This window comes from Kribbella sp. HUAS MG21 (genome assembly GCF_040254265.1).
Taxonomy (GTDB): domain Bacteria; phylum Actinomycetota; class Actinomycetes; order Propionibacteriales; family Kribbellaceae; genus Kribbella.
The window spans coordinates 1,946,849-1,960,939 of record NZ_CP158165.1; the positions used below are offsets into that span (position 1 = coordinate 1,946,849).

Genomic DNA, 14,091 nt, shown 5'->3' on the forward strand with positions numbered 1-14,091 from the left:
ACTCTTCCGCAACGGTTGCCACGGGATCCTGGCTTGACAGCGAGCGGTTGGTTGCTTACGGCCCGTTCACTCCGGGTTGGGAAAAAGTCTTCACATAGTCGTCCGAGAGTGCCAATGTTTGACCGGCACTGTCGCCGGACCACCTGGAGCTCCCGATGCGATCACTCTCGCGGTTGACCACCGCCGGCGTCCTCGGCGCCGCGGCCCTCGCCCTGCTCACCGGATGCCTCGGCTCGTCCGACTCCGGCGGCGGACAGGACACGAACCGGAACGCCGACGCCAAGAAGGTCGAGCTGACCTTCGGCTCGAACTCGGTCAAGGGCGGGAAGAGCAGCGCCGGCGCCACCTTCGTCTCCGACGTCCTGATCCCGAAGTTCGTGGCCGAGCAGAAGGGCAAGGGCGTCGACGTCACGGTCAAGTTCCAGGGCGACGGCTCCGACGACGAGGTCTACAAGCAGAAGCTGTCGCTGGACCTGTCGAACAAGGCCGGTCCGGACCTGTTCCAGATCGACGGCATCTGGGTCGGCGAGTTCGCCCAGGCCAACTACATCAAGCCGCTCACCGAGACCGTCGGCGAGGCCGCGAAGGTGGACGACTGGGACGGCTGGAAGCAGATCCCCGAAGCCGTCCAGGCACTCGGCAGCTACAACGGCGAGCGGTACGGCGTCCCGGGCGGCACCGACGGCCGCGTCCTGTACTTCAACAAGAAGCTGTTCCAGCAGGCCGGGCTGCCCGCGGACTGGCAGCCGAAGTCCTGGGACGACATCATCTCCGCAGGTCAGGCGCTGAAGAAGCTGTCCGGCGTGACCCCGATCCAGATCAACGCCGGCACCGCGATGGGTGAGGCGACCACGATGCAGGGCGTGCTGCCGCTGCTCGTCGGCACCGGCGCGACCGTGAACTCCGACGGCAAGTGGCTGGGCGACACCCCGCAGCTGCGCCAGGTGCTCGACTTCTACAACCAGGTCTACACGACCGGCCTCGGCGACCCGGTGCTGCAGCGCGAGGCGAAGGGCCGGGACAAGTCGTTCGCCGAGTTCGCCGCGAACAAGATCGGCATCCTGCTGGAGAGCGACTACTTCTGGCGCAGCGTCGTCGAGCCCAAGGAAGGCGTCGCGAAGATGGCCGACCGGGACACGGCGGTCGGCTGGGCGCTGATCCCGGCGCGGCAGCCCGGCGCCGGCGTGAAGGGCCAGGACTTCGTCTCGATGTCGGGCGGCGGCGCGACCGTGATCAACCCGAACACGAAGTACCCGCAGCAGGCCTGGGAGTTCCTGCAGTTCATGAACTCCGCCGAGATGGTGAAGGAGTCGCTGGCCGGCGCTGCGAAGATCACGCAGCGGTCGGACGTCAACAGCGAAGTACTGAAGAGCGACCCGATGCTGAGCTTCGTCGCGGAGAAGGTGCTGCCGATCACGCAGTACCGCCCGGGCCGGGCGGAGTACCCGAAGGTCTCGGCCGCGCTGCAGCAGGCGACCGCGGACGTCGTCGGCGGCAAGGGCACCGAGGCGGCCGCGACGGCGTACGAGAAGGCCGTCGAGACGGCGGCCGGCGGCAAGGACAAGGTCAACAGCAACTGATGACCGCAGCCTCCGCACCTCCGGTGCCGGCCGAACCGGCGCCGGGACGAGGACCGGCCGGCCGGGGCCCCGCGCGCGACGTCGCGGGCCTCGGCGTCGGCCGGGCCCTCGGGTTCGTCGCGCCGGCGCTGCTGCTGATCGGCGCGTTTCTGATCTTCCCGGCGCTCTGGACGATCTACATCGGCATCACGAACTACCGGCTGACCGGCGTCGAGGCGGTGTCCCCGTCGGTCGTCGGGCTGGCGAACTACACCGCGGCGCTGAACGACGCGCTGTTCCACAACGCGTTGTGGCTGACGCTGCTGTTCGTGCTCGGGTCGGCGATCATCGGGCAGAACGTCCTCGGGTTCACGCTCGCGTGGGTGATGCGCCGGACGCGTCCCGTCGTACGGCGCACCGTCGAGGCCGTCGTACTGCTCGCGTGGATCCTGCCGGGGACCGTCGTCGCGTACTTGTGGGTCGCGTTCTACGACCGCGACGGCGGCACCTTGAACGCCCTGCTGGGTACGCCGGGGACCGCGTGGCTGATCGACTACCCGATGGCGTGTCTGGTCGTCTTCAACACGTGGCGCGGTACGGCGTTCTCGATGATGCTCTACTCGTCGGCGCTGCAGGCCGTACCGCCGTCGCAGCTCGAGTCGGCGCGGATGGTCGGGGCGTCGGGGTGGCAGACGCTGCGGGACGTGGTGTTCCCGCACATCCGCGGCCACGTGCTGACCAACACGCTGCTCATCTCGCTGTGGACGGCGAACGACTTCTCGCCGTTCCTGCTCACCAAGGGCGGGCCGAACCACGAGTCGGAGACCGTGCCGGTCTACATCTACAACGTGGCGCTGCAGGGCGGTGAGCTCGGGTACTCGTCGGCGATCTCGTTCCTGCTGCTGATCGCGAACCTGCTGGTGTCGCTGGTCTACCTGCGGCTGTTGCGGAGGCGCTCATGACTGGGGCTTACGTGGTGCGCCGGATCGGCTTCTACGTGCTGATCTGCGCGATCACGCTGTTCTTCGCCGTACCGATGCTGTGGATCGCTTCGGCGCCGTTCGACTCCTCGCCGGGGTTGGGCGTGCACTGGCCGGACTGGACGCTGGAGAACTTCCGGAAAACGCTGGACCACCCGTATGCGATGCACTCGATGGTCAACTCGTTGCTGATCTGTGTGACGACTGCTGTCGCGGTTACTGCGTTTGCGGCGCTGGCTTCCTATGCGTTGTCGCGGGTGCGGATTCCTGGTCGTGACGCGTTGCTCTACGGGTTGTTGCTGCTGTCGTCGGTGGTGACCGGTACGGCGGCGATGGTGCCGATCTTCGTGATGATGTTCCAGCTCGGGCTGATCGACTCGCGGTTCGGTGTCGCGCTGGTGATGACCGGCGGGTTGTTGCCGGCGGCGATCTTCATCCTGAAGGACTTCGTCGACGCGGTGCCGAAGTCGTACGAGGAGTCGGCCCGCGTCTTCGGTGCGTCGACCGGCCAGATCCTGCGGGACGTCGTACTCCCGGTCGCCCGGCCCGGACTCGCGACCATCATGGTCTGGGCGTTCGTCAACTCCTGGGGCAACTTCCTGGTGCCCTTCCTGCTCATCCGGTCGATCGACAAGCAGCCCGGTGCGGTGCTGATGCAGACCCTCACCGACGAAGGCGGCAGCGTGAACCTGCAGGTGCTGCCGGTGTTCTCGCTGCTGTTCTCGATCCCGGTCGTCGTGCTGTACCTGCTGGTGAACTCGCGGTACGGGTTCCGCTTCCACGGAGGGATCAAGAGCTGATGGCGGGCATCGACATCGAAGGCCTCGCAACCGTCTACCCGAACGGCGTCCGCGCCGTCGACGGGCTGGACCTGCACGTGGCCGACGGCGAGTTCTTCGCCCTGCTCGGCCCGTCGGGCTGCGGCAAGACGACCCTGCTCCGGACAATCGCGGGCCTGGAGTCCGCGACCGAGGGCGCCGTCCGGATCGACGGCGTGGACGTGACTCGGACCGAGCCTGGCAAGCGCGGCGTGGCGATGGTGTTCCAGGACTACGCGCTCTTCCCGCACATGAGCGTCTCCGAGAACATCACGTATCCGTTGAAGGTACGTCGGGTCGCTGCGGCTACTCGTACTTCTGTGGCTGAGCGCACCGCGGGGGAGTTGTCCTTGCAGGGGTTGCTGGAGCGCAAGCCCGGGCAGTTGTCGGGCGGCCAGCAGCAGCGGGTCGCGTTGGCGCGTGCTATCGCCTCCGAGGGAAAGGTCCTGCTGCTCGACGAGCCGCTGTCGAACCTCGATGCGCGGCTCCGGCTGGAGGCTCGTACCTTCCTGAAGAAGCTGCAGCGGGACCTCGGGATCACGACAGTCTTCGTCACCCACGACCAGGCCGAGGCACTCGCCCTCGCCGACCGGATCGCCGTCATGGACTCGGGCAAACTGCGCCAACTAGGGTCGCCGCGGGAGGTGTTCGCCCGTCCGGCGAACACCTTCGTGGCCAACTTCATCGGGTCGACGCCGATGAACCTCCTGCCCGGCAAGATCACCGCGGCCGCGGACGGCGTCGTCTCGGTCGCCGGCGGCTCGTTGCCCGCCGCAACATCATCGGCCGGCGGCGAGGCAGAGGTCACGGTCGGCATCCGCCCCGAGTACCTGACCCTCACCACCACCGACACTCCCGGCCCGGCCCTCCACGGCGAGGTGGTAGTAGCCGAGAACCTCGGCACCCAGTCCCTGGTCACCGTCGACTGCGCCGGCACCCTCGTAGGCGTAACCGTCCCCGAAGAATCCGAACCCACCCCAGGCACCCCCGTAACCCTCACGGCCCCCACCCCCCGAGTCCTCCTCTACAACCAATCCACCGGCGAACTCCTCCCCACCCCCTAACCCACCCAGGCATCCAACCCGCATCACCCCATCCCGTCGCCTACCCACCCCTCAACGCCGGACTTCCCGCACCACACCACCCACACCCCCGCACGGCCCCCGCCATCCCGGCGCCCAAAGCACCGCGCGACCTCCGCTCGAACGCGAAGTACTGGAAGACCTGCACCCCCGACATCTGGGAGCTCACCTGATGGCCGTCACGTCGTACCGTCGGCGCTGGACCCTCGACGACCGTGCCGAATCGGTCTGGCACTCGCTCCCCGTCGACATCCCAGCCGACTGCCCCGGTCTGCTCGTCACCCTCACCGTCCCACCTGTCGAGGGCGCCGTCATCGACATCGGCTGCGAGGGTGCGTCGGGCTGGCGCGGGTGGTCCGGCGGCGCGCGCCGTACGTTCGCGATCACCCCCGACGCCGCCACCCCCGGCTACCTCCCCGGCGAACTCGAAGCCGGCACCTGGTGGATAGTCCTCGGCCTCCACCGACTACCAGTCGAAGGCGTCGAACTCCTCGTCGAAGCAGTCACCGGCCCGGTCACCACGATCCCCGGCCTGACCGAGTACGCCGACGCCACCGCCGCAATCGCCGTACCGCCGCGACCACCCCGCCGTACCCTCCCCGCCTCCTCGGGACTGAAGTGGATCGCCGGCGACTTCCACGCGCACTCGCTGCACTCCGACGGCTCCACCCCGGTCGCCAACCTCGCCGCCCTCGGCGTCTCCGCCGGCCTCGACGTACTGGCCGTCACCGACCACAACACCGTCGCCCACCATGCCGAACTCCCCACCCTGGGCAAACGCTTCGGCATCGGCCTCATCCCCGGCCAGGAGGTCACCACCGACACCGGCCACGCCAACGCGTTCGGCGAGATCGGCGCGATCGACTTCCGCCGCCCGGCCGCCACCTGGGTCTCCGAAGTCGCGAGCCGCGGCGGCCTCCTCTCGATCAACCACCCCCTGGGCGGCGACTGCTCCTGGCGCCACCCGCTCCCCGAACACCCTCCTCTCGCCGAAATCTGGCACTCCTCCTGGCTCGACCACACCTGGGGCGGCCCCATCGCCTGGTGGCAGGCCTGGGGCCTGGAAAACACCACCCCCATCGGCGGCAGTGACTGGCACAACCCAACATCCTTCATGCCACCCGGCAGCCCCACCACCTGGATCGCCGTAGACGCCACCGCCGAAGGCCCCGACGAACTCCCCACGGCCACCCTAGAAGCCCTCACCGCCGGCCGAACCGCCCTCTCCTGGTCCTACACCGCCCCCGTCCTGATCCGAGCCGACGACGAACTAATAGCCCTGGACGCCCCCAACACCCTCGTCATCACCCCCGACGGCACCCGCCACCCCATCCGCACCCCCAAAACCCACCTCCCCGCCACCCCCGGCCCCCACCTCCTAATAACCCACACCGGCAAACTCCTCTCCACCTGCACCTAACTCCACCCACCCCACACCAGCCCTCCGCCAACGCATCAGCCAACACAAGACCTGCCGCACGATTCGGCCAGCACGGCACCCGCCGCACGAATCGCTCAGGACAGCACCCGCCGTACGCATCAGCTGGCGCAGCGCACGCAGCCGCCGCACAACGTCCGCCCATCAGCCGACGTACGACGCCGGCCGCGTGAACGGGCCCACGAGGAACTCTCCAACCGTCCCCCGGCCCGACGGCAACCGCCTGAGCCAGCGACCCGAACACGGCGACCAGGTACGGCGCCACGACCGCCGACGGTACGGCGCACTCACAGCGCCGGAAGCACAGACGCACGACGCCACCAGTACGGCGTACTCATTTAGCGCCAGAGGCACAGCCCGTCACAAGTGGTCGATGTTCTCAGCTGGTTGGAGGCTGGGGCGGGATGGCATCCAGTTGGTCTAGGAGCCAGCCGGGGCCTGTCGTCTTGGCTCCGGTGGGTTCTACTCGCTGGCGAAGGCCGCGGTCTGCGGTGACGACCGTGACCGCAGGATGATGCGACTGGGCAACGACTTCAGCTGTCACGTTCACGATCGTGTCGTCACCTGAACCCGGCGCCAGCACCACCCGAACACGACCGGTATCAGGCGCATCGTCCCCCGACACGGCCCGGCAAGCCGCGCCTTCAAGCACCACGATCACATCCGAGTCAGTCAACCGTTCCTGCAACGCAGCGATCCGAACAAGCAACCTTCGCGCAGCGCCGACCCGATCCCGCCACCACCCATCCGGCCGCGACCCGACCACGTTCGCCGCATCAACCACAACCACCTGACTCCGCCCGCCGTCCACCATCCCAGTCTGCCCCTTCACCAACTCCCCTGTTCAGCGCCAACCCCACCGCGCACCCCTGCGGCGAGGGACGTGCGGCACGCAGGCGCTCGCCTCCATGCTCATCACCGCGCGACCATCGCGAGCCTGTCGCTAGCCTGTCGCAGTACCCCGGAGCCAGGCGTAGGTATCCGCGGCCAGGTCCCCAACCAGACGCAAGCCCATCCTGCTGGCCGCGACTGCCTTCCAGAGCGCACCGCCCGCAGCGTCGTACCGCCTCGGCCTGCTCGCCGTCGTCGAACTCGACCTCGCGGGTTGCCGAGTCACCGCGATGTCCGTCGGGCTTAGTCGAGGAGCCAGCCGTTCCTCTCGGCGATCTGGATTGCGTCGGAGCGGGTGTGGGCGCCGGTCTTGCCGATGGCTGACCAGAGCCGAGTGCGTACTACGCGCTCGGAGACGTCGAGTTTCTGCGCCATGAGCGCGACTGTGCCGCCGTCGCGTGCGGCGCGGAGCGTGTCGGTTTCGTCGGCGCTGAGCGGCGTCTCGGAGTACTTCAGGTTCTCCGCCGCGAGGTTCGCGTCGACGACTCGGAGTCCGAGGTGCACCCGCCGTACCGCGTCGGCCAACTGCGGTGCGGGACTACCTTTCAGCGCGAAACCCTTCGCGCCTGCGTCGAGCCCGCGACGCAGGTGCACCGGGCGGCCGTACGTCGTGAGCATGACGACACGGCACTCCGGCATCGACGTACGCAGCTTGGTGGTGACCGTGATGCTGTCGTTCCCCGGACCGGCCGCGTCGAGCAGGGCGACGTTCGCGCGATGCCGCTTCGCCGCGCCGACGACGTCGTCAGAACGGTTGAGCTCGGCAACGATCTCCAGATCGCGCTCCCGCTCCAGACCGCTGCGAAGCAAGCCGCGGCTGAGGATCTGGTCGTCGACCAGCAGCAGCCGGATCCGGTCGGGCAAGCGAGCCTCCGAGGTTACCGTCCGGGCGCCGGGGAAGTACGTCCGGGAAGATGAGCTGTACTCGGTTCCCGATGATGGAGCGGGCTGCCGCGCGTCGTCCACATCAACGCGGCATCTCTATCAGATTGCGACCAGATCGCGACCCCACCTGAACCGGCCACCCGAAGTGGTTGACGATGCGGGTTCAGACCGGTCCGGCGCGGGCCGTCGCTGTGAGCGTCGGCTGCGCCAGTCTCAGGTCGAGCTGGAGCGATACCTGCACTGTCACTGCGGTGGAAGTGACCGTGCAGGCAGTGAGGTCGACCTTGTGGAGCGCGGCGATGCGGGCTGCGGTGGCGCATGGTGCCGCTGGTGATGTGCTCGTCGTGTGCCGGGCGTTGGATTCGCCGTACTGATTGACGCCGCCGTACCGATTAACGCCGCCGTACTGATCGACGCCGACAGACTGGCCGGCACTCGCGGACTGGTCGGCGCTGAGGGATTGGGCTGCGCTTAGGGCTGTCAGGTCGGCGGCGGCTGCGACTTTGTGGCGGGCGGTGGAGATCGCCGACCACAGCGTGGCTGCGAAGAGTGCTGTGAAGAGGAGTACGGCGGCGAACAGGACGTGGAGTGTGGCGCTGCCTCGCTCGGAGCGGGTCATGGGGTCTCTGGCTCGGTTTGGAGGGTTGCGGTCGCTGTGATCTCGGCGGGAGTCATGAGGGTGAGGAGGGGTGGTTTGTTGGTGGGCGTGGCGGTGACGGTCACGTGGATGTCTGAGGCGTCTCGGGTGATGGTGATGGTGCCGTTCGGGACCGTGCGGTGGCCGATCGATTTGGCTTGGTCGGCTGGTTCGCCGCGGGCTACTGCGCGAGCTACGTCACGGGCGGCGTCGATGCATCGGATGTTCAGGACGACGAGGCCGATGGACCAGATACCCAATAGCAGCAGCAGAACCAGCACCGGAAGCGCCAACGCCAGCTCGGCTGTGACCGCTCCGCGCTCCCCTCGCCTCGTCCACGTCGATCGGCCGTCGCTGCTTCTGTTACCTCCGCTATCGCGGTCAACGCGGTCAGCGCGGTCAGCACGGTCAGCACGGTCAGCACGGTCAGCACGGTCAGCACGGTCAGCACGGTCAGCACGGTCAGCACGGTCAGCACGGTCAGCACGGTCAGCACGGTCAGCACGGTCAGCACGGTCAGCACGGTCAGCGGCGGGGTCGGGCAGGGCCGGTTGGGCTGATCGGTCAGGGGTCCCCTGGAGGCCGTTGAGAGTGACGTTGTCCGTCTGCTCGGTGTAGGTGAGCTGGAACCGGCGACTCGGACAATCGGTGCCCTCGGCATCGTTCATCCAGTAGGTGTGGGTTGGGCGGGGACGGGAGTTGTGGTCCGTCGTGGTTGGCGTTGGTGGTGGAGCGTCGGTTGCCGTGGGGTGGTGAGGCATGCGGAGCTCCTTGAGGGTGGCGACCGGCCGGGGAGGGGGCACCGACCGGTCGCCGGATCAGGGGACGGTTGGATGGCGCGGAGCTAGGCTGGGGTGGCCAGGCTCGGCGTGCTGGTGGGGTTCGGCGGGTTAGAGGTGGACGCCTTCGATGCCGGCCATTTTCAGGCCGGCGTTGATGATCGACTTGAGGGCGTTGAGCATTGCGGGGGACTTGAGCAGGGAGACCAGTACGCCGCCGATTGCGCAGGCGCCGACGATGGTGATGGCGTATTCGGCGGTTGCGGCGCCGCGTTCTGTGCGGCTTCGGAGGTTGTTCAGGCTTCTAGCCCGTAGGTGATTGATGGTGCGGGTGTGCGCGCGGCGGGCGGTGCGGGCGACGGGGTGGCGGTGGTTCGTCGTGGGCGGGGTGTAGTGGGCGAGGGTCGGCACGTGGTGGTCGTTCGGTACGGCGACGGTGGGGCGGGGCGCGCTGTGCTTTCGTGCGTTGGCGGAGATGTGGGTGCTGGCGGCGTTGGTGGGTTGCGTCGTGGCTTCGGTGTGCGGGTGCGCCGCGGATCCGGTGTGCGGGTGTGCCGCAGCTTGGGTGTGCGGGTGTGCCGCGGCTTGGGTGTTCGGGTGCGTTGCGGCCTGGGTGTTCGGGTGCGTTGCGGTTTGGGGGTTGGCGGCGTGGGTGCTGGTGATTGCAGGTGGCTGAGGCATTTGGGGCTCCTGCGGGGTGGCTTGGCGGGGTTGCTTACAACGTGCCGTTGTTGGGTGGGGATTTGGTTGGGGAGTCTTGGGCTGTGGATAGGTCAGGGGTGGAGGAGGAAGGGGATCAGGGCGTCGGCGATGGTGGGGACGATGGAGAGGAGTACGAAGGCGGGGAGGAAGCACAGGCCTAAGGGGAGGGCGGCTCGGGATTCTGCGGCGCGGGCTTGTTGGTCTGCGGTGTGGTGGTGGGCGCGGCGGGTTTCGTCGGCTAGGTGTTCGAGGGTTTTGGAGAGTGGGGCGCCGGAGCGGAGGGAACGGGTGATGGCTCGGGCCATGGGAGCGCAGGGTGGTTCGGAGCGTAGGTGGGACCAGGCGGTGGCTGGGTCGGCTCCTAGGGCGAGGTGGTGGGCGATCTTGGTGAAGATGTCGGCGAGGGGGCCTGGGAGGGCTTCGGCTACGAGGGTTAGGGCTCGTTGGGGCGGGCGGCCGGCTCGGAGGCAGGCGGTCAGTAGGTCGATTGCCAGTGGGAGGTCGCGGGCTATTTGGGTGTTGCGTTGTTTGGTGGCGGCTGGTTCTAGGCGGGCGATGGCTCGGGGGATGGCGTAGTACGCGATGGCGGCTGGGATCAGGCCCCAGGGGAAGCCGATGAGTAGGAGTGCGGCTAGGGCTGCGCCGGCGGCGGTTAGGCGGTGGGAGCGCGGGGGCTGGGGGCGGGTGCGGGGCTGGGGAGGGGCTAGGCGGCGTAGGTCTGGTTTGGGTGGGATCAGAAGGTAGGTGCTGAGGGCAACAGCCGTGGCTGTGGTCAGGGCGTATGGCATGCAGGAGCCCTTCGGGTTCAAGGGTGGGTTCCGGGTACGGCGCCGGGGATGCAGGCGCAGAGGCGGGAACCGGACACTGGACGCGCGGTGCGCGGAATTACAGGTTCGCGGTCCGGTCGTGCGGAGGTTCGGGCGCGCAGGGTGCGGAGCGCGTGGCGCGGGGGCGCGGGGTGTGGGGTGTGGGGTGTGAGCGTCGGGGGACGTATGCGGCGGTTTGGTGGTGCGCGGGGCGCGGCAGTCCGGTGGTGCGCCGGGCGAGGCCGCCGTTCGGCGAGGGTGTCGGGGTTGGTGGTGTGCGGGGTGGGCGGTTCGGGGGCGGGGGCGCGGGTGTTGTGGGGGGCGGGTGTTGTGGGGCGCGGGGTGTGGGTGGGTGGTCAGGTTTGGGGGGTGGATAGGTGGGTGGTCCAGTGGAGGCCTAGGGCGGTTAGGGATAGGCCTGTGGTTAGGCATAGCCAGCCTGGTGGGGTGGCTGTGAGGAAGGTGAGGGGGTTGGCTCCTAGGGCGTAGCCGAGGGTTATGCCTAGGGCGGGGAGGGTGGCGAGGATTCGGGCGGTGGTGCGGGCGTTGGCGAGGCTGGATTCGGTTTGGCGGTGGATGGCTTCGTCGGCTCGGAGGGCGTTGGCCAGGCGTTCGGTGAGGGCGGCGAAGGCGGCGCCTGACTCTTCGGTTACTCGCCAGGCTGCGGCGAGGGCTCGGAGGCTGGAGGCGCCTGGGGTGGTGGCGGCTCTGGAGAGGGCTGTGGGGACGTCGGCGCCGAGTTTGGCTGCTGCGTGGACTGGTTGGAAGTCGGGGCTGATGGAGGCGGCGCCTTCCAGGGCGGTGATGGGTGGGCGGCCGGCTGTGAGGTCTGCGGCTAGTACGTCGAGGGCTTCGATGATGGTGGCGCGGCGGGTTGCTGCGGTCTTTTGCTGGTGGTGGAGGGTGCGTTGGTGGGCGATCAGGGCTAGGACCGTGGTGATTGCGATGGTGGAGACGAGGGCTTGGATGCCGAACAGCGCGGTGGCTGTGGCGGTGGGTGGGAGTAGGAGCCAGGCGCGACGGAGGCGGGAGCGGAGGTGACGGGCAGGGCTGGGCTGACAGGGCTGGGTGGGGTGGTGGCGGCGGGAGTTGGCGTGGGGTGTTAGGCGGTGGAGGCCTGGTGAGCGGGGGCGAAGGGCTAGGGCGCAGGCCAGGGCGGTGAGGAGGGCGGCTGCGAAGGCTGGGCTCATGGGGCTGTCGTGGTGGGCGACGGTGTGCTCGAGGGGGCGCTTGGCGGTGCGGTCGGTGGCGCGGTCGGTGGTGCGGTCGGTGGTGCGCTAGGGGGTGGGCGGCGGGGGGTGTGGGTTGGGGGGAGTTTGGTGAAGAGGTTGGCGGGGGGATGGAGGGTGAGGGTGTTGTTGGGGTGGAAGGTGACGGCGGGGTGGGTTGTGAGGGGGGCGTTGGGGGGTTTGGTGAGGGTGTGGATTTCGGTGATGCGGCGGTGGCCTGTGGGGGTTCGGGTCAGGTGGATTACGGCGTGTAGGGCTGAGGCGGCTTGGGTTTGGATGGCTGTGGGAGGTTGGCCGGCGAGGGCGCCTAGGGCTTCCAGGCGGGCTGGGACGTCGGCTGCGGAGTTGGCGTGGATGGTGCCGCAGCCTCCCTCGTGGCCGGTGTTGAGGGCGGTCAGGAGGTCTACTACTTCGGCGCCTCTGACCTCGCCTACTACCAGGCGGTCGGGGCGCATGCGGAGGGCTTGGCGGACGAGGTCGCGGAGGGAGATTTCGCCGGCGCCTTCGACGTTGGGTGGGCGGGCTTCCAGGCGGACCACGTGCGGGTGGTCGGGGCGGAGCTCGTTGGCGTCTTCGACGAGGACCAGGCGTTCGGCGGGGTTGGTCAGGGACAGCAGGGTGTTGAGCAGCGTGGTCTTGCCGGTGCCGGTGCCGCCGCTGATCAGGAACGCGAGGCGGGAGTCGAGGAGGTCGTGCAGGATCGCGGCGCCGGCTTCGGGGAGAGCTCCGGCGGCGATCAGGTCGTCGAGGGTGAAGACCTTGCGGGACGGGACGCGGAGGGACAGGCAGGTGCCGGGGGCGGCGATCGGGGCCAGCACCGCGTGGAAGCGGGTGCCGTCGGAGAGGCGGACGTCGACGTACGGCGTGGAGTCGTCGAGGCGGCGGCCGGCTGCTGCCGCGAGGCGGGTGGCAAGGCGGCGGATGGCTTGTTCGTCGCCGGTGCGGATGGCGACGAACTCGAGGCCGTGACCGCGGTCGATGTACACCTCGTCGGGGCCGTTGACGAGGATGTCCGTGATGCCCGGCTCGGCGAGGAGGCTGTCGAGTGGGCCCGCGCCGAGGGCTTCGCGGCGAAGGGCCGTGACGACCGCGAGGACCATCGCGTCGCCGCAGACGGTGCCGTCGGCGCGGAGTGCGGCTGCGACGTGGGCAGGTGTCGGCTCGGCGCCGGTGAGTGCGAGGGTGCCGCGGACGCGATCGAGCAGGTCTGTCGGCACGGCAGTGGTGGTCATGCGGGCTCCAGGGTCTTCTGCGGCGGACGATGGTGCGGAGGTGAGGGATCGAAGAGGTCGAGGATGTCGGTGGCGGCGCGGGCGAGCGGGCTGCGGCGGGTGAGGGTGAAGCGGCCGTCGTCCATGGCAGCCGGCACTCTGGGGTCGGAGCCGAGTTTTGTTGCTAAGGGCAAGGAGAGGTGGGAGGCGATGTCGGCGGCGGCGAGCCCCGGCCGGGACTCGCGGACCACGAGGCGGACGTCGCCGGCCACGGAACGCAAGGGCCCGGAGAGGCGCTTGGCGGCGGCTATCGAGCGGACGTCGCAGGGGACGACGAGAAGCGTGGCGGTGGCGCGGATGAAGCCTTCCTCGACCGTGGGGTCGGCGCGCCGGGGCAGGTCGAGGACGACCAGGTCGGTACTGCGTTGCGCGGCGCCGATGACCGAGCTCATCGTGTCGGGCGGCAGGACCGTGACGTCGGACTGGTCCCAGGACAGGACCGCCAGCCCGTCGACCGAAGGCAGCGCGGACCGGAGCGCCGCGGCACTCACCCGGCCCGACGCGTTCAGCAGCTTCGGCCAGCGGTCACCCGGATCGCGCTCGATGCCCAGGGCAAGCTCGATCCCGCCGCCGAGCGGATCGCCGTCGATCAGCATCGTCCGGAATCCCCGGCGGTTGCCGAGCACAGCCACGGCGGCGGCGAGCGTGGTCGAGCCCGCTCCCCCGCACCCACCGACGAAGGCCAGTGTCACCGCGGCCCGGTCGGCGCCGTCCAGGGCGTCGGCCAGCTTGCCGACCAGCAGCGGCTCCTCGTCGGGCAGGCGGCAGACGACGTCGGCACCGATGCCGAAGGCGCAGCGGTAGAGGTCGTCGCCGTCTGCGGTCGAACCGACCACGACGACCCCAGGGCGGTGCGTTGGCTGGGCGCGGGCCAACGGCTCGGCCAGGTCGCGGCCGACGACCACCAGCGAACAGGTCTGCCAGTTGCGCCGCAGGCCGTGCAGATCGGGCTCGACGTGCGGCGTGACGGACGCGGCGGCCGCGAGCCGCAGGAGGTTGTCGAGCAAGCTTTGG

15 protein-coding genes are annotated in these 14,091 nt (G+C 69.1%); 5 read left to right on the top strand and 10 right to left on the bottom strand.

Going from position 1 to position 14,091, the window contains the following annotated elements; genetic code table 11:
- The first annotated feature begins 155 nt into the window (after positions 1-155).
- The 5 genes from ABN611_RS09250 to ABN611_RS09270 all read left to right on the top strand — a co-directional run bounded on the left by ABN611_RS09250 (position 156) and on the right by ABN611_RS09270 (position 5,859).
- Positions 156-1,580 (top strand): extracellular solute-binding protein, encoded by a 1,425-nt coding sequence (locus ABN611_RS09250; protein ID WP_350279395.1) that lies wholly within the window; start codon positions 156-158, stop codon positions 1,578-1,580.
- Positions 1,580-2,521 (top strand): sugar ABC transporter permease, encoded by a 942-nt coding sequence (locus ABN611_RS09255; protein WP_350279396.1) that lies wholly within the window; start codon positions 1,580-1,582, stop codon positions 2,519-2,521. Before ABN611_RS09250 ends, ABN611_RS09255 begins: the two co-directional genes overlap by 1 nt.
- Positions 2,518-3,339: a carbohydrate ABC transporter permease gene (locus ABN611_RS09260; protein ID WP_350279397.1), complete on the top strand. Its 822-nt coding sequence runs from the start codon at positions 2,518-2,520 to the stop codon at positions 3,337-3,339. Before ABN611_RS09255 ends, ABN611_RS09260 begins: the two co-directional genes overlap by 4 nt.
- Positions 3,339-4,421, top strand: coding sequence for an ABC transporter ATP-binding protein (locus ABN611_RS09265; RefSeq protein ID WP_350279398.1), 1,083 nt, complete (start codon positions 3,339-3,341; stop codon positions 4,419-4,421). The genes ABN611_RS09260 and ABN611_RS09265 overlap by 1 nt, the downstream gene beginning before the upstream one ends.
- 190 nt (positions 4,422-4,611) lie before the next feature.
- A complete protein-coding gene (locus ABN611_RS09270; protein WP_350279399.1) occupies positions 4,612-5,859 on the top strand; it encodes a CehA/McbA family metallohydrolase in 1,248 nt (415 codons plus the stop codon).
- Positions 5,860-6,256: 397 nt separating this feature from the next.
- Here the strand turns inward: ABN611_RS09270 and ABN611_RS09275 are convergent, their stop codons facing one another.
- The 10 genes from ABN611_RS09275 to ssd all read right to left on the bottom strand — a co-directional run bounded on the left by ABN611_RS09275 (position 6,257) and on the right by ssd (position 14,084).
- Positions 6,257-6,709, bottom strand: coding sequence for an NYN domain-containing protein (locus ABN611_RS09275; RefSeq protein WP_350279400.1), 453 nt, complete (start codon positions 6,707-6,709; stop codon positions 6,257-6,259).
- Between the two features lie 302 nt (positions 6,710-7,011).
- Positions 7,012-7,632, bottom strand: a complete 621-nt coding sequence (locus ABN611_RS09280) for a response regulator transcription factor (RefSeq protein WP_350279401.1) — start codon at positions 7,630-7,632, stop codon at positions 7,012-7,014.
- A 184-nt stretch (positions 7,633-7,816) separates the two neighbouring features.
- Positions 7,817-8,272, bottom strand: a complete 456-nt coding sequence (locus ABN611_RS09285; protein ID WP_350279402.1) for a flp pilus-assembly TadE/G-like family protein — start codon at positions 8,270-8,272, stop codon at positions 7,817-7,819.
- Positions 8,269-8,571, bottom strand: a complete 303-nt coding sequence (locus ABN611_RS09290; RefSeq protein ID WP_350279403.1) for a TadE family type IV pilus minor pilin — start codon at positions 8,569-8,571, stop codon at positions 8,269-8,271. Before ABN611_RS09290 ends, ABN611_RS09285 begins: the two co-directional genes overlap by 4 nt.
- On the bottom strand, positions 8,517-8,804 hold the full coding sequence (locus tag ABN611_RS09295; RefSeq protein ID WP_350279404.1) for a hypothetical protein: 288 nt from the start codon (positions 8,802-8,804) through the stop codon (positions 8,517-8,519). Before ABN611_RS09295 ends, ABN611_RS09290 begins: the two co-directional genes overlap by 55 nt.
- A gap of 376 nt (positions 8,805-9,180) precedes the next feature.
- The gene (locus tag ABN611_RS09300) at positions 9,181-9,750 is read right to left on the bottom strand and encodes a DUF4244 domain-containing protein (RefSeq protein ID WP_350279405.1); all 570 of its coding nucleotides are present in this window, start codon (positions 9,748-9,750) and stop codon (positions 9,181-9,183) included.
- Positions 9,751-9,842: 92 nt separating this feature from the next.
- Positions 9,843-11,009 carry a type II secretion system F family protein gene (locus ABN611_RS09305; RefSeq protein ID WP_350279406.1) on the bottom strand — a complete coding sequence of 389 codons (1,167 nt, stop codon included), beginning with the start codon at positions 11,007-11,009 and terminating at the stop codon, positions 9,843-9,845.
- The gene (locus ABN611_RS09310; protein WP_350279407.1) at positions 10,934-11,767 is read right to left on the bottom strand and encodes a type II secretion system F family protein; all 834 of its coding nucleotides are present in this window, start codon (positions 11,765-11,767) and stop codon (positions 10,934-10,936) included. Before ABN611_RS09310 ends, ABN611_RS09305 begins: the two co-directional genes overlap by 76 nt.
- Positions 11,764-13,038 (bottom strand): TadA family conjugal transfer-associated ATPase, encoded by a 1,275-nt coding sequence (locus ABN611_RS09315; RefSeq protein WP_350279408.1) that lies wholly within the window; start codon positions 13,036-13,038, stop codon positions 11,764-11,766. The genes ABN611_RS09310 and ABN611_RS09315 overlap by 4 nt, the downstream gene beginning before the upstream one ends.
- Positions 13,035-14,084, bottom strand: a complete 1,050-nt coding sequence (gene ssd / locus ABN611_RS09320; RefSeq protein WP_350279409.1) for a septum site-determining protein Ssd — start codon at positions 14,082-14,084, stop codon at positions 13,035-13,037. The genes ABN611_RS09315 and ssd overlap by 4 nt, the downstream gene beginning before the upstream one ends.
- Positions 14,085-14,091 lie beyond the last annotated feature (7 nt).